Origin of the sequence: Kitasatospora sp. NPDC088779, assembly GCF_040685395.1 — a bacterium.
Taxonomy (GTDB): Bacteria; Actinomycetota; Actinomycetes; order Streptomycetales; family Streptomycetaceae; genus Kitasatospora.
Genome location: NZ_JBFBHW010000036.1, coordinates 76,544 through 91,264, shown reverse-complemented (window position 1 = coordinate 91,264; position 14,721 = coordinate 76,544). Strand labels below are relative to the sequence as shown.

The window sequence follows — 14,721 nt, the reverse complement described above, 5'->3', positions numbered from 1 at the left end:
AGGTCCTCGCCCTCGGGCATCGGGGTGGCGCGCTTGGCGATCCGGGTGAGGATGACGGTCTGGCCGACGGTCGGGACGGTCAGCTCCCGCTTGAGCGCGGCCGCTGCGGCGGCGAAGGCGGGCACGCCGGGGACGATCTCGTACGGCACGCCGGCCGCGTCGAGGCGGCGCATCTGCTCGGCGACGGCGGAGAAGACGGACGGGTCGCCGGAGTGCAGCCGGGCCACGTCCTGTCCGGCCTGGTGCGCGCGGACCAGCTCGGCGATGATCTGGTCCAGGTTGAGCTGCGCGGTGTCGACGAGGCGGGCGCCGGGCGGGCATTCGTCGAGCAGTTCGCGCGGCACCAGGCTGCCGGCGTAGAGGCAGACCTCGGCGCGGGCCAGGAGGCGCTGGCCGCGCAGGGTGATCAGGTCGGCGGCGCCGGGGCCGGCTCCGATGAAGTGGACGGTCACGACGCGTTCTCCTGAGGGGTGTTGGGCTTGACGGCGGACCACTGGGTGACCGGCATGGCCTGCCGCCACCCGGTGAAGCCGCCCACCGGGACGGCGTGCGCGACGGCGAGCTTGACGAGCTCCCCGCCGTGGCGCCGGTACCACTCGGTGAGCAGCGCCTCGGATTCCAGCGTCACGGTGTTGGCGACCAGCCGGCCGCCCGGCCGCAGGGCGGCCCAGCAACTGTCCAGCAGACCGGTCGCGGTGAGGCCGCCGCCGATGAACACCGCGTCGGGGGTGGGGAGTTCGGCGAGCGCGGCGGGGGCCGGACCGGTCACCACGCGCAGTCGTGGCACGCCCAGGGCGGCGGCGTTGCGGGCGATCCGCTCGGCCCGCACCGGGTCGCGTTCGATGCTGACGGCCCGGCAGTCGCGGTGCGCGCGCAGCCACTCGACGGCGATCGAGCCGGAGCCGCCGCCGACGTCCCAGAGCAGTTCGCCGGGGGAGGGGGCGAGGGCGGCGAGGGTGGCGGCGCGCACGTGCCGTTTGGTGAGCTGGCCGTCGCTCTCGTAGGCGGCGTCGGGCAGGCCGGGGACGAGCGAGCTGCGGGGGCCGTCGCCGAGGTCGACCGCGATGACGTTCAGGGGGTCGCCGGGCGGGTGCGGCCAGCCGTCGGCGGTGCCGTCGAGCTGTCGTTCGGTCGGGCCGCCGAGCTGTTCGAGCACGCGCAGGCGGGCGGCGCCGTAGCCGCGCGCGGTGAGCAGCGCGGCGACGGCGGCCGGGGTCGTGGCGTCGGCGCTCAGCACGAGCAGGCGGCGGCCGGGGTTCAGGGCCAGGGCGAGGGTGTCCAGCGGGCGGCCGACCAGGCTGACCACCTCGGTGGACTCCAGCGGCCAGCCGAGTCGGGCGCAGGCGTGGGAGACGGAGGAGGGGTGCGGCAGGACGCGCAGTCGCCCGGCGCCGACCGTCTCGGCGAGGGTGCGGCCGATGCCGTGGAACATCGGGTCGCCGCTGGCCAGGACGGCGACCCGGCGGTCCGCGTGCGCGGCGAACAGTCCGGGGACGGCCGGGCGCAGGGGGGACGGCCACGGGACGCGCTCGGCGGCGACCTCGTCGTGGGGGAGGAGGTTCAGCTGCCGGGGGCCGCCGACGACCACCTCGGCTGCCCGTAGGGCGGCGCGGCCGATGGTGGAGAGGCCGGGCCAGCCGTCGGCCCCGATCCCGACGACGGTGATCGGGGGTGGCAGCTCGGGCACCGGGTGGCTCCTTGTCGTTCGGCGGGCGCCGTGAGTAGAGGGAACAACTGTCGGGGCAGCCTACCTGGCGGTATCCGGCCGGTCGTCTCCCGCCCGCCCCCCGCTACCGGTCCGCCCAGTCCCCCGAGTCGATCACCGCGGGCCGCTCCCGCAGCCGGCTCTCGACGACGGGCCCGGCGAAGTACACCCAGGCCTCCCGCACCTCGCCCGCCGCCGTCCGCACCGGCAGCCGCCGCCGTACGTACAGGCCGGTTCCGTCCGCCCGGCAGTCCTCCAGCCGGTCCAGCGCCGCGAGCGCTCCGGCGTACGCGCCGGGCCGTACGGTGATCAGCTCGCCCACGATCCGGCGCCCGGGCGTCGCGTCCGGCACCGCGTACGGGTACCCGGGGCCGTCGTGCAGCGTGGCGCCGTCCAGCACGGCCGGGCGGATGTCGGCGCAGCGTCCGGCCAGGTGGGCGGCGTGGTTGCGGCCGCCGCTGCGCAGGGTGCCGTAGACGAAGAACGGCAGGGCCTCCTCGGACACGGGTTCGACCTCTCGGCTTGGGGAGCGCCCACGGTACGTCCTCGTGCCCGCGCCGCGATAGCGCCTCTCGCCCCGTGTGTCCCGTGCCCCGCGCCCCGCGCGTCCGCCCCGTGGTGGGCGTCAGGCGGCGTCCGGGGTGGTCCGCGCGTAGGTGAGGACGACGTTGCCGTGCTCGAAGACGCGGCTGTCGGTGAGCGTGAAGGCGCGGGGCTCGAACTCCGCGCGGAACAGCGGGATGCCCGACCCAGCCACCACCGGGTACTGCTTGATGATCAACTCGTCGATCTCGGGCAGCAGCTGGCCGGCCAGGTCGGCGCCGCCGCAGAGCCAGATGTCGAGCCCGTCCTGCTGCTTCAGCCTGCGGACCAGGGCCACCGGATCCTCCGCGGTGACCTCCACCGCCGGGTCCGGGCCGGCACCGAGGGTGCGGGAGACCACGATCTGCCGCAGGTGGGCGTAGGGGCTCGTGAGGCCCACGGCCAGCCCCGGTGCGTAGGTGCCGCGGCCCATGACGACGGTGTCGAAGCGCTTGTTGGGCGCCTCCGCGATGCCGAACGCCGCGCGGCCGGGGGTGGGGATGGTCTCCGGGTACTCGGCGAAGAGCGCCGAGGTGTAGTCCTCGGTGAGGAACGGCGCGAAGAAGTCGAAGCTGTCGTCCGGGCCGGCGATGAAGCCGTCGATGGTGGTGCCGATGAAGTAGCTGAGCTTGCGCATGCAGGTCCTCTGGAGTCGGGAAGCGGCGCGGACCGCGCGGCCTGTCGCCTAACCACTCCGACTATAGTACTCCAGCCATAGTGGTTGCCGGGATGTTTTCAGGCCCGGGCGCCCCGGTCCCCGAAAACCCCGCGAGAGAGAATCGGCCCATGGTCCAGAACCCCGCCCGCCGCACCGCCCTCGCCGACGCCGCCATCGAGGTCCTCGCCCGCGACGGCGCCCGCGGCCTCACCTTCCGCGCGGTCGACGTGCAGGCCGGCGTCCCCAACGGCACGGCCTCCAACTACTTCGCCAACCGCGACCACCTGCTCCACCAGACCGCCCGGCACATCCACCACCGGCTCACCCCGGACCCGGCCGTCATCGCCGACCTGCTGCGGGCCCCGCGTGACCGCGCCCTGGTCACCGCCCTGATGCACGACCTGATCCGCCGCATCTCCGCCGACCGGGCCGGCTACCTCGCGATGCTCGAACTGCGCCTGGAGGCCACCCGCCGCCCCGGCCTGCGGGCCCAGCTCACCGGCACCATCCGCGAGCAGCTGGAGGCCAACGTCGCCTACCACCTCGACGGAGGACTGCCCGGCGACCGCGAGACCGTCCTCGTCCTCTACCTCGCGATGACCGGCCTGATCGTCGAACACCTCACCCTGCCCGAGGTGTTGGGCACCGACACCCTGCCCGCCCTGATCGAGACCATCGTCGAGCGCATCGTCCCCGCCACCTGACCACCCGGCGGGCACGGCGAGTTGGGCGGCCGCCGGCCTCGCGTTCCGGCGGGCGAGGGGGCGGCTCTGCCGGAGGGGGTGTCAGAGGGTGTGCGGGGGCTTGCCCGTCCACCAGTTGCCGGGGGCGTCGGGGTCGCGGCTGGTCCAGAACTCGATGATCGCGCTGGTGAACTCGGCTGCGGAGAGGGTGCCGTCGCCGTCGCGGTCGAGGTGGCGGAAGGCCTCGTCGGCGTCGTCGCGGGAGAGGCCGGCGAAGTGGCCGCGCTGGAAGACGAAGAACTCGCCGGCGTCGACCGTTCCGCTGCGGTCGGTGTCGGCGACGGCGAGGAAGGCGTCGGCGAGTGCGCCGAAGCTGGTCCGCGCGGCCTCGGGGTCATCGGAGAGGGCGCCGGTCGAGCGGACGAACTGTTCGCGGGTGATCGCCTCGGTGCCGGCGGGCAGGTGGGCGAGGTGCAGGTCGTGCCAGACCGTCAGGTACGCGCGGACGATGACGGCCTCGGCCTCCGAGCCCTCCTGGTGGCCGAGCGAGCGGGCGACGGCGATGCCCATGAGGGCGTGGTCCCGTTCGGTGAGGAGCCCGTCGCCGTCGGCGTCGAGGTGGTCGAACCCGTGGTTGATCTTTGCTGTGAGCAGGTCGTCCGACAATGTGCCCCCTCGGTTGGCGATCACTACGACACGTCGCCAGCACGCTAGTGCCTGGAGTCGCGCTCGCGCAGCCGAACGACGGGCGAACGGCCACTCGGGCGACTCGAAGGCAGGGCCGCTAGCCGTCCTGGTGCTCGGCCCAGACGTACGCCTCGGGGAGCAGGTCGAGGATGGGCAGGGCGAGCAGCTCCGTTCCCCGCTTGACGATGACCTCGACCGTCGGGAAGTAGTCGAGCAGCACCTGCCGGCAGCGGCCGCACGGCGGCACGACGCCCCGGTCCTGGTCGCCGACCGCGACGACCGTGGTGAGGTCGTACGCGCCCTGGCCGGCGGCCGCGCCGATGAGGACGAGCTCCGCGCACGGGCCGCCGGTGAAGTGGTAGGCGTTCACGGCCGTGACGATCCGCCCGTCGGCGTTGCGCCCGGCGGCCGCGACGGTGTGGTTGTCGCCCCGGCAGTAGCGCCGGGCCACCGCCCGGGCGGCCTCGACGAGCTCGCGGTCGACGGCTGCGCGGTCTCCTGCGGAGTCGGGTTGATCGCTGGTGGACATATTCGCTGGGGCTCCTTGATCGCACATGACAGGCTTCGAGCATGGACCGACCGCCCCTGATCGTGCCAACGCTTTACGAGGGCCCCTTCATCCTTCGCCCCTGGCGCCTCACCGACCTCGCCGTGGTCCGGGAGGCGGGCACCGACCCGTACGTCCCGCTGGTCACGACCGTCCCGGCCGCCTCCGCCGGGTACGACGACGAGCGCCGCGACATGCGCCTCTACGCACTCCTCCCCACCGACCCCCGCGAGGCCACGGCCAGTCCCCTCACGGCCGCCGCCCCCCGCGAGGACCGGCGCCAGCGCTAGTGCACTGCGGCCAGCAGTTCCCGGGTGTACTCGGTGTGCGGCGCGCTGAACAGGCGGTCGCGGTCGGTGGACTCGACCAGCCGGCCCCGGTGCATCACGGCCACCCGGTCGCAGAAGTGCCGTACCACGGCGAGGTCGTGCGAGACGAACAGGAAGGCGACGCCGAGGCGTTCGCGCAGCTCCATCAGCAGGTTGAGCACCTGCGCCTGGACCGAGACGTCCAGGGCCGACACCGGTTCGTCCGCGATGATCAGGCGCGGCTGCGGGGCGAGGGCCCGCGCGATGCCGATCCGCTGGCGCTGTCCGCCGGAGAACTCGTGCGGGTAGCGGTCCAGGTGGGCGGCGGGCAGCCCGACCTGGTCCAGCAGTTCGGCCGAGCGCTCCCGCCGCTGCGCCGCGTCGAGTGAGGTGTGCAGGCGCAGCGGGGTGTCGAGGGTCTGGGCGACGGTGCGGCGCGGGTTGAGGGAGGCGTACGGGTCCTGGAAGACCAGCTGGATCTCCCGGCTGAGCCGGCGCCGCAGCTCCCGGCCCGGGCGGGTGACGTCCTGGCCGTCGTACAACACCGTTCCCGAGGTGGGCTGTTGGAGGCCGGCCAGGACGCGGGCGGTGGTGGACTTGCCGGAGCCGGACTCGCCGACCAGTCCGAGCGTCTCGCCGGGGGCGATCCGCAGTCCTACGCCCTCCACTGCCCGGACGGGCTCGGCGCGCAGGCTGGGGAGGCGGCGCCGTCCGGGGAAGTGGACGGCGAGGTCCGCCACCTCGACGAGCCAGCGCTCGGGGCGCCCGACAGCCCGGGGCGCGAATGCGGCGACGGGTGACGGATCGTCAACTGTCGGCAGTGGTGAGCCGGGTACGGAGTCCAGGGTGAGCGCCGCCCCGACCAGTGCGCGGGTGTACGGCTCGCGCGGCGCGGCCAGCAGCTCGGCGGTCGGCGCGGACTCGACCTGGACGCCGCCGCGCAGCACGAGCGTGCGGTCCGTCGTTCCGGCGACCACGCCGAGGTCGTGGCTGACCAGCAGCACCGCCGTGCCGTGCTCGCGCTGCAACTCGCTGAGCAGGTCGAGGACTTGCCGCTGCACTCGGGAGTCCAGGGCGGTGGTGGGCTCGTCGGCGATCAGCACCTGCGGGTCGTTCATCAGCGCCATGGCGATCATCACCCGCTGGCGCATCCCGCCGGAGAACTGGTGCGGGAAGTCACGCACCCGGGCGGCCGGGATGCCGACCCGGTCGAGCATCGCGGCGGCGCGTCGGCGGGCCTCGGCGCGACCGGCGCCGGGGTGGTGCAGCCGGTACATCTCGGCGAGTTGGGCGCCGACGCCGTGGAAGGGGCTGAGCGAGGTGAGCGCGTCCTGGAAGACCAGCGCGGCCCGGCCGCCCCGGACCGGACGCAGCGCTGACTCCGTCGCGCCCACCAGCTCCTGCCCGTCCAGCCGGATCGAGCCGGTGACGGTGGTGGTGCGCGGGTCGTGCAGGCCGAGGACGGCGAGTCCGGTGGCCGACTTGCCGGAGCCCGACTCGCCGACCAGGCCGAGGACTTCACCGGCGGCCAGGTCGAAGGAGAGCCCCTGGACGGCGGTCACGGGAGCGCCGCCGCGCGGGTCGGCGAAGGTGACGGTCAGATCGCGAACGCTCAGCACGGGCTCTGCGGCAGGCGCGGCACCAGGCCCAGGAACGGCCTCCGACACGGCTCCGGGCGCGCCCCCGGGCACGGACTCAACAGTGGACGTCATCGAACGGCTCCAGTCAGCTCAGGCGGATTCGCGGGTCGAGCCAGGCCACCACCAGGTCGGCCAGCGCGACGAACAGCACCACGAAGCAGGCGGCCAGCAGTACCGCGCCGACCACTGCGGGCAGGTCCTGCCCGGACACCGCCTGGGCGGCGAACCGCCCGACCCCGTTCAGCCCGAACACCGTCTCGGTGATGACCGCCCCGCCGAGCAGCACTCCGGCCTCCAGGCCGAGCAGTTGCACCAGCGGCCCGGCGGCGCCGCGCGAGGTGTACTTGAGGTGGGCGCGCAGCCGGCCGAGGCCCTTGCCGCGCGCGGTGCGGACGTACTCCTCGTTCATCGTCTCCAGCAGCTGGGAGCGTGAAAGCCGGGCGAACACGGCGGAGTTGACGAATCCGAGGACGAGCCAGGGGAGCAGCAGCCCGCCCGCCCAGGCCGCGAGGTCCTCGGTCGGCGGGGTGTAGGAGGGCAGTGGCAGCAGGCCGGTGGAGTAGACCAGTGCCCACTGGGCGACGTATCCGAGGAAGTAGATCTGCACGCTGGCGCCGACGAGGGTGAAGCCGGAGAGCAGCCGGTCGGTGCGGCCGCCGTGCCGTAGCGCGGAGACGAACCCGGTGCCGAGGCCGAGCACCAGCAGGACGGCGAGGGCGCCGGCGGTGAGCGAGAACGTGACCGGCAGGTGGTCGGCCAGGGCCTCGGTGACGGGCTGGTGCAGCCGGTAGGAGTAGCCGAGGCAGGGCGCGTCGCAGTGGATGACCGAGCCGTCCACGTCGCTGATGTCGCGCCCGGCGACGACCCCGGTGAGGTAGTCGGTGTACTGGGTGAGCAGCGGCTGGTCCAGGCCCATGCTCTGGCGCACCGCCGCGACTTGGCCGCTGTCGCAGCGCGGGCCGCAGGCGGCGCGGGCCGGGTCGGCGGGCGCGGCGTAGAAGAGGGCGAAGGCGGCGGCGGAGACCGCGACCAGGACGGCGAGGGCCTGGAGGGTCCGCCGCAGGGCGAAGGAGAGCATGGCCGGTCCGGGGTCGACGGGACGGGGAGGCGTACGCGGGGCAGGACTACGTGGAGTGCACGGGGAGTGCGGGAGTTCAGGGGCCCGCCCCCGCACCGACCGGCGCGGGGGCGGGTGCGGCGGTCAGGACTTCAGGTACAGCCACGCCAGGCTGACCGTGCCGTAGATGGGGTGGATGAACGCCCCTCCGACGTTGGAGCCGCGCACCTGGTTGACGTTCGCGTAGACGAACGGCAGCACCGGGACGTCCTGCATCACGGTCTTCTCCAGCGCGTACAGCTCCTTGGCCTTGGCGCGCGGCTCGCCGATCTGGTTGATCCGGTCGATCTCCTTGTCCACCGCCGGGTTGCGGTAGCGCGCGGAGTTGAGGTCGCTGCCGGCGCGGCCGTCGAAGGAGAACGGGATCAGCGTGGACGGGGTCGGCCAGTCGACGGAGGAGGTCTCCTCGAACAGGTCGTACGGGGAGTCGGCGCGGTGCACCTCGTCCAGGAACGCCTTGGGGTCGATCGGCTTGGGCACGATGGTGATGCCCGACTTGGCGAAGCCGTCCACCAGCACCTGCGCGGTGCGCTGCCCGTCCGGGGTGTTCTTGTACCCGTAGGTCAGGCTCGTCGGCGCCTGCTTGGCCTTGGCGAGCGCGGCCTTGGCGGCCTCCGGGTCGCCTTCGGGCTTGACCGGGTGGAGGTCGTACTTCTCCCAGTCGATCAGCGCCGGCGAGCTGAGCGTGGTGGCGAGCTCGCCGATCCGGGAGCCGCCCTGGACCTGGCGGGCCTGCTGGCGGGGGTAGCCGAGGTGCAGGGCCTTGCGGACCTCGACGTCCGGCACCCGCTCGTTGTTGATCACCAGCTGGGTGACGAAGGCGCCCTGGCGCCCGGAGACGACCAGGTCCTTGGCCTTCGGGTCGGTGTCGGCGGTCTGGTACAGCTCGGGGGAGAGCACGTCGGAGGCGGTGGTGGCGCTGGCGCCGCCGTCGCGCCCGGACAGGATCTCCTGGTTGATGTTGAGCGCCTCCTTGCCGAACGTGAAGACGAACTTGTCCGGGTACTGGCTGCGGATCGGGTCGGTCTCGGCCTTCCAGGCGGGGTTGCGCTCCAGCACCATGCGGGTGTTCTGGACGTGCTCGACGATCCGGTAGGGGCCGGTGGCGAACGGCTGCCGGTCGTAGTCCGTCCCGGTGTCCTTGTCCCGGCGCACCGGCGAGGACGAGGACTGCGCGGCCATGTACGGGACGTCGGCCTGCGGCTGCGGGAAGTGGAAGACGATGGTGTGCTCGTCGGGCGTCTCGATCGCGGCCAGGTCGCCGTCCTGCGGGCCGGCGTACTTGGCGCGCGCCGCCTCGTAGCTGGCCTCACCGGTGAGCCACTGCGGCCAGTACGGCGGGCCGACCTCGTAGCCCTTGCCGAAGCTGCGCTCGATGCCGTACTTGACGTCCTGGGCGGTGATCGGCTTGCCGTCCTCCCAGGCCACGCCGTCCTTGAGCTTGTACGTCCAGGTGCGCCCGCCGTCGCCGGAGGTGCCGGTGTCGGTCGCCAGGTCGCCGACCAGCTTGGCCTTGCCGTCGACGACCTGGTACTGCGTCAGCTGGCGGCCCCAGAGCAGCGAGGCGTTGTACGTCGCGCCCGCGTAGACCTTCTGCGGGTCGAGGTGGCGGAACTCGACGCTGTTGTACACGTTCACGGTGCCGCCCACGCGGGCGCCGGCAACGGCGGGGGCCGGTCCGGCGCTCTCCTTCTCGCCGCCGAGCGCGGCGGTCAGCGGGGACGTCTCCTTGGCGGCCGCCCCGGCGGGCGCCGGGCCGGTGCCCGCGCCGGCCGAGCAGGCGGTCGCCAGCAGGGCGGTGGCGACGACGGCGAGGGACGGTCTGGTCCAGCGCATGGCGAATCTCTCCTTGCCCCGGGAGCCGGGGCGGGTCGGGGCGGGCTTGGGGTGATGGACGGAGAAGGGCGGGGCTCAGCGGGCGGCGCGCGGGTCCAGCGCGTCCCGGACGGCGTCGCCGAGCAGGTTGAAGGCGAGCACGAAGAGCAGCAGGGCGACACCGGGGAAGACCATGTAGGTCGGATCGGCCTGGAAGACCTCGGAGCCGCGGGAGATCATCCGCCCCCAGTCCGGGATCGGCTCCGTGATGCCGACGCCGAGGAAGGACAGCACCGCTTCGGAGGCGACGAAGGTCGGCACCGCCATGGTGGCGTGCACCAGCAGCTGCGAGCGGACGTTCGGCAGCAGTTCGTGGACGACGACATGGAATCGGCCGGCGCCCTGGGCCCGGGCGGACTGCACGAAATCCCTTTCCCGGAGCGACCGCACGGTGGCCCGCAGGGAAAGCGCGAGCGGAATCCAGCCGAACGCGGAGAAGACCAGGATCAGCACCAGGAACTGCATCCACTCCGGTTCCGCGGTGCCCGGATCGACCAGTCGGGACTGGATGACGGGGCTCAGCGCGAGGAGCAGGAGCAGGGTCGGAAAGGCCAGCAGCACGTTGGCCAGGAAGCCGAACAGCCGGTCGGCGATCCCGCCGAGGTAGCCGACCGCGACCCCGGCCAGCACACCGAGCGTGGTGGTCACGGCGGCGGAGGCGAAGGCGATCAGCAGCGAGGTGCGGATGCCGTAGAGCAACTGGGTCAGGACGTCCCGGCCGAGCCCCGGCTCCAGGCCGAACCAGAAGTCGCCCGAGATGCCGCCGTTCGGCAGGACGGGCAGGCCGCTGTCGCTCAGCAGGCCGGGGGAGTTCTGGCCGTAGTGCTCGACCGGGTTCTTCCCGTACAGGGCGGCGATCAGCGGGGCGGCGAGGGCGAGCAGCAGGAAAAGCAGGACGACGGCGAGGGCGGCGGCGCCGACCCGGTCGCGCAGGAGCCGGCCGAGCAGCCTCGGCGCGGCGGGTGCGGGGACGGAGCCCGCTGCTGTTTCGACCACGGCCATGAGAGGCGTACTCCCCGAATTCTCCGCCGCCCTGTGGGTGAGGGTGCGCTGGTGTGCATTTCCGAACCGGCCCCCGGGGGTTTCCCGTCGGCCGTTCGAGCGCCATCAGACCGGATGCGCGGGGAGGTCCGCAAATCACCTCCGGCGGTTTTTCCCGGCATTGTTTCGGCGCGTATTGCGGCTTCATTCGGCGTCATTGCGCCGCAATACCGGCGTTGCGGAAGAACGGACATCGAGGGGCGAAACGGGCGTGCCGTCCCGAATCCTGAGATCTCCGCCACATCCCCCCGGGCATTGGTACGATCCCGGGGAGCCGCGACTGGCGCGCACGGATGGAACCGACCATCGGGAAGCGGCTCCGTGCACCCGCACGACAGTTGCCGAGCGCCTGGGCCGTCCGTACTCGTCCGTGCACCACGAGGAGACCGCCTTGGCCACCCCGCACACCCCTCATGCCGTTGAGGCCGCCCAGGCCCCGCACACCGCCGCCGGCGCGGCCGCCGACACCGCCTTCCGCAGCGCCCTCGACGTGGTCGCCGGCGTGGAGCCGCGGATCGCCGCCGCCATCGGCCGGGAGCTGGAGGACCAGCGCGCCTCGCTCAAGCTGATCGCCAGCGAGAACTACGCCTCCCCGGCCGTGCTGCTCGCCATGGGCAACTGGCTCAGCGACAAGTACGCCGAGGGCACCGCGGGCCGGCGCTTCTACGCGGGCTGCCGCAACGTCGACACCGTCGAGACCATCGCCGCCGAGCACGCCCGCGCCCTGTTCGGCGCCGACCACGCCTACGTCCAGCCGCACTCCGGCATCGACGCCAACCTCACGGCCTTCTGGGCCGTCCTCTCCCGGCGGGTGGAGAGCCCGGCGCTGGAGCGGGCCAAGGTCCGGGGCGTCAACGACCTCACCGAGCAGGACTGGGCGCAGCTGCGCCAGTCGCTCGGCAACCAGCGGATGCTCGGCATGTCCCTGGACGCCGGGGGCCACCTCACCCACGGCTTCCGACCCAACATCTCGGGCAAGATGTTCGACCAGCGCAGCTACGGCACCGACCCGGCCACCGGCCTGATCGACTACGACGCGCTGCGCGAGACCGCCCGGGAGTTCCGCCCGCTGATCCTGGTCGCCGGCTACTCCGCCTACCCTCGACTGGTCGACTTCCGGCGGATGCGCGAGATCGCGGACGAGGTCGGCGCGACCCTCATGGTCGACATGGCGCACTTCGCCGGCCTCGTCGCGGGCAAGGTGCTGACCGGCGACCACGACCCCGTCCAGCACGCCCAGATCGTCACCACGACCACCCACAAGTCGCTGCGCGGCCCGCGCGGCGGCATGGTGCTGTGCGACACCGAACTGGCCGAACACGTCGACCGCGGCTGCCCGTTGGTGCTCGGCGGGCCGCTCTCGCACGTCATGGCCGCCAAGGCGGTCGCCTTCGCCGAGGCCCGCCGGCCCGAGTTCCGGACCTACGCCCGCGCCGTCGTGGACAACGCCCGGGCGCTCGCCGAGGGCCTGCTGCGCCGCGGCGGCCGGCTGGTCACCGGCGGCACCGACAACCACCTCGTCCTCGCCGACGTCTCCGGCTACGGCCTGACGGGTCGTCAGGCGGAGGCGGCGCTGCTGGACTCGGGCGTCGTCACCAACCGCAACTCCGTCCCGCAGGACCCGAACGGCGCCTGGTACACCTCGGGCGTGCGCCTCGGCACCCCGGCGCTCACCACCCGCGGCCTCGGCACCGCCGAGATGGACGAGATCGCCGCCCTGATCGACACCGTGCTGCGCGCCACCACCCCGACCACCACCGCGGGCGGCGCCCCCTCCAAGGCCCAGTACCGCCTCGACGACGCCGTGCGCGACGGCGCCGCCAAGCGCGCCGCCGACCTCCTCGCCCCCTTCCCCCTCTACCCGGGCGTCGACCTCACCTGACCGGCCCCGCCCGACCGGCCTCGATGCCCGAACCCCCGGGCCCGCCGCCCCACGTGCGGCGGGCCCGGAGCCGGTGCCGCGGCCGGTACCCCGCTCGGCGCCGCGGTCAGTACTGGAGCGACTTGCACTGGAGGAACTCCTCCAGGCCGTGGCGGCCCAGTTCGCGGCCGAGGCCGGAGCTCTTGTAGCCGCCGAACGGCGCGAGCGGGTTGAAGCGGCCGCCGTTGAGGTCGACCTGGCCGGTGTCGAGGCGGCGGGCGAAGGCGGCGGCGGTGTCGGTGTCCGCGGCCCAGACGCCGCCGGCCAGGCCGTACTCGGTGTCGTTGGCGAGTTCGGCGGCGTGGTCCTCGTCCCGGTAGGGGAGGACCACCAGGACGGGGCCGAACACCTCCTCCCGGGCGATCGCCATGTCCCCCGTGACGTCGGCGAGCACGGTCGGGTGGACGTAGAAGCCGGCGGGCAGGCCGGGGACGGGCTCCGCGCCGCCGACGACCAGCCGGGCGCCCGCGGCGAGCGCGCCCTCGACGTAACCGCGCACCCTGGCCAGCTGCTTGGCGTTGACCAGCGGGCCGATCCGGGTCTGCGGGTCGGTCGGATCGCCCGGGGCGTACTTGGCGGCGGCCTTCGCGGCCGTCGCGACGGCCTCCTCGTACTGGTCCTGGTGCACCAGCAGGCGGGTCCACGCGCTGCACGTCTGGCCCGAGTTGGCGAACACGTTGGCGATGTTGACGTTGACCGCCCGGGCCAGGTCCGCGCCCGGCAGCACCACGTTGGCGGACTTGCCGCCGAGTTCCAGGGCGACGCGCTTCAGGCCCCGGCCCGCCGTCTCGGCGACCTGTCGGCCGACGGCGGTGGATCCGGTGAACGAGACCATGTCCACGCCCGGATGGGCGGCGAGCGCCGCACCCGCCACCACGCCCGTGCCGGTCACCAGGTTGAACGTGCCCGCGGGGAAGCCCGCCTCGTGCACCAGCCGGGCGAACAGCCGGGCCACCAGCGGGGTGTCCTCGGCGGGCTTGAGGACCACCGGGCAGCCGGCCGCCAGGGCCGGGACGGCCTTGGCGACGATCTGGTGCAGCGGGTAGTTCCACGGCGTGATCGCCGCGACCACCCCGGCGGGCTCGGCGAGCACCACCGAGTTGCCGATCCGTTCCTCGAAGGGGTGCTCGGCGAGCAGTGTCAGGTAGGAGGTCGCCACGGTCAGCGGCGCTCCGGCGTGCACGGCGGCGGCGAAGCCGACCGGGGCGCCGAGTTCGGCGACCACGGTGGCGGTGATCTCCTCCTGGGCGGCGGCGATTCCGTCCCGCAACCGGGTCAGCAGGGCGAGCCGGTCCGCGCGGGCGGTCGTCGCCCAGCCGCGGGCCGCCCGGCGGGCCGCGGCGACCGCGGCGTCGATGTCGGCGGGCCCGCCGGCCGGCACGGTGGCGAGCACCTGCTCGGTCGCCGGGTTCAGCACCTCGATCGACCCGGCGTCATCCAGGGAGGGCCGCCAGGCGCCGTCGATGTACTGGTCGCCGTACTCCGCGTGCTGCTGCACCGAGTGTCCTCTCATCCGGTCGGCCGATTGACCAACAGCGCTAGTCAAAGGGCCAGTCAAGGCGGCCCGGTCGGCCGCGCGCAAGAGCCAATCCGGCCCGGTGGGCCGACGGGTCACCCCGGGGCGAACCGCGCGGTGTACTCGTCGGACGGCTCGGCCCCGCGCCCGCGCGCCGCTCGTCCGACCGCTCAAGGGCCTCGCACGGCCACGGCACCGGGCCGCCCCCCACCGCCTCCGCCGTCAGCTCCACCGCCCGCCGTTGGACGTCCAGTTGACGATCAGCGTGCGGCGCGACCGGTCGCGCCGTGGTCCGCCGCCGCGGGACACCGGACGAACCGTCCCGAAGGCTCCGTGTTCACCCTCCGGCAGCGAAACGACGGTCCGCGAAAATCATTGCGCGAAAAGCTCCTCACGCCCGCGGGCACCGCTGTAGATTGCAGCGAACTCAGCGGTGAGGCA

General features: G+C 73.6%; 14 protein-coding genes and 1 riboswitch. Of the genes, 3 read left to right on the top strand and 11 right to left on the bottom strand.

From position 1 onward, the window contains the following. The 4 genes from AB0P03_RS28590 to AB0P03_RS28575 all read right to left on the bottom strand — a co-directional run. The coding region (locus AB0P03_RS28590; RefSeq protein WP_363631520.1) for an SAM-dependent methyltransferase at positions 1-452 on the bottom strand (452 nt) is incomplete at its 3' end. Continuing rightward, on the bottom strand, positions 449-1,687 hold the full coding sequence (gene cbiE, locus AB0P03_RS28585) for a precorrin-6y C5,15-methyltransferase (decarboxylating) subunit CbiE (protein WP_363585850.1): 1,239 nt from the start codon (positions 1,685-1,687) through the stop codon (positions 449-451). The genes cbiE and AB0P03_RS28590, both read right to left, overlap by 4 nt. 103 nt (positions 1,688-1,790) lie before the next feature. Further along, positions 1,791-2,210 carry a gamma-glutamylcyclotransferase family protein gene (locus AB0P03_RS28580; RefSeq protein WP_063350078.1) on the bottom strand — a complete coding sequence of 140 codons (420 nt, stop codon included), beginning with the start codon at positions 2,208-2,210 and terminating at the stop codon, positions 1,791-1,793. A gap of 120 nt (positions 2,211-2,330) precedes the next feature. Continuing rightward, entirely contained in the window at positions 2,331-2,924 is a 594-nt protein-coding gene (locus AB0P03_RS28575) for a dihydrofolate reductase family protein (protein ID WP_363585851.1), read from the bottom strand. A gap of 149 nt (positions 2,925-3,073) precedes the next feature. On the opposite strand from AB0P03_RS28575, the gene AB0P03_RS28570 reads away from it, so the two are divergent. Then, positions 3,074-3,649, top strand: coding sequence for a TetR family transcriptional regulator (locus AB0P03_RS28570; RefSeq protein ID WP_363585852.1), 576 nt, complete (start codon positions 3,074-3,076; stop codon positions 3,647-3,649). Between the two features lie 81 nt (positions 3,650-3,730). Here AB0P03_RS28570 and AB0P03_RS28565 read toward each other — a convergent pair whose 3' ends face one another. Then, entirely contained in the window at positions 3,731-4,294 is a 564-nt protein-coding gene (locus AB0P03_RS28565; protein WP_363585853.1) for an EF-hand domain-containing protein, read from the bottom strand. A 118-nt stretch (positions 4,295-4,412) separates the two neighbouring features. Continuing rightward, positions 4,413-4,844 (bottom strand): cytidine deaminase, encoded by a 432-nt coding sequence (locus AB0P03_RS28560; RefSeq protein WP_363585854.1) that lies wholly within the window; start codon positions 4,842-4,844, stop codon positions 4,413-4,415. Positions 4,845-4,885: 41 nt separating this feature from the next. Here AB0P03_RS28560 and AB0P03_RS28555 point away from each other — a divergent pair, with 41 nt between their 5' ends. After that, entirely contained in the window at positions 4,886-5,152 is a 267-nt protein-coding gene (locus AB0P03_RS28555; protein WP_363585855.1) for a hypothetical protein, read from the top strand. Here the strand turns inward: AB0P03_RS28555 and AB0P03_RS28550 are convergent. The 4 genes from AB0P03_RS28550 to AB0P03_RS28535 all read right to left on the bottom strand — a co-directional run bounded on the left by AB0P03_RS28550 (position 5,149) and on the right by AB0P03_RS28535 (position 10,804). Next, the gene (locus AB0P03_RS28550) at positions 5,149-6,789 is read right to left on the bottom strand and encodes an ABC transporter ATP-binding protein (RefSeq protein ID WP_363585856.1); all 1,641 of its coding nucleotides are present in this window, start codon (positions 6,787-6,789) and stop codon (positions 5,149-5,151) included. The two genes, AB0P03_RS28555 and AB0P03_RS28550, sit on opposite strands and share 4 nt — an antisense overlap. Positions 6,790-6,895: 106 nt before the next feature. Continuing rightward, a complete protein-coding gene (locus AB0P03_RS28545) occupies positions 6,896-7,888 on the bottom strand; it encodes an ABC transporter permease (protein WP_063350084.1) in 993 nt (330 codons plus the stop codon). Between the two features lie 123 nt (positions 7,889-8,011). Continuing rightward, positions 8,012-9,763: an ABC transporter substrate-binding protein gene (locus AB0P03_RS28540; RefSeq protein ID WP_363585857.1), complete on the bottom strand. Its 1,752-nt coding sequence runs from the start codon at positions 9,761-9,763 to the stop codon at positions 8,012-8,014. 75 nt (positions 9,764-9,838) lie between these two features. Next, positions 9,839-10,804 carry an ABC transporter permease gene (locus AB0P03_RS28535; protein ID WP_363585858.1) on the bottom strand — a complete coding sequence of 322 codons (966 nt, stop codon included), beginning with the start codon at positions 10,802-10,804 and terminating at the stop codon, positions 9,839-9,841. 305 nt (positions 10,805-11,109) lie between these two features. Continuing rightward, positions 11,110-11,205, top strand: a riboswitch (ZMP/ZTP riboswitch). Positions 11,206-11,234: 29 nt separating this feature from the next. On the opposite strand from AB0P03_RS28535, the gene AB0P03_RS28530 reads away from it, so the two are divergent. After that, positions 11,235-12,725, top strand: a complete 1,491-nt coding sequence (locus tag AB0P03_RS28530) for a glycine hydroxymethyltransferase (protein ID WP_363585859.1) — start codon at positions 11,235-11,237, stop codon at positions 12,723-12,725. A gap of 106 nt (positions 12,726-12,831) precedes the next feature. Here AB0P03_RS28530 and AB0P03_RS28525 read toward each other — a convergent pair whose 3' ends face one another. After that, positions 12,832-14,262, bottom strand: coding sequence for an aldehyde dehydrogenase family protein (locus AB0P03_RS28525; RefSeq protein WP_363585860.1), 1,431 nt, complete (start codon positions 14,260-14,262; stop codon positions 12,832-12,834). Between the last annotated feature and the right edge of the window lie 459 nt (positions 14,263-14,721).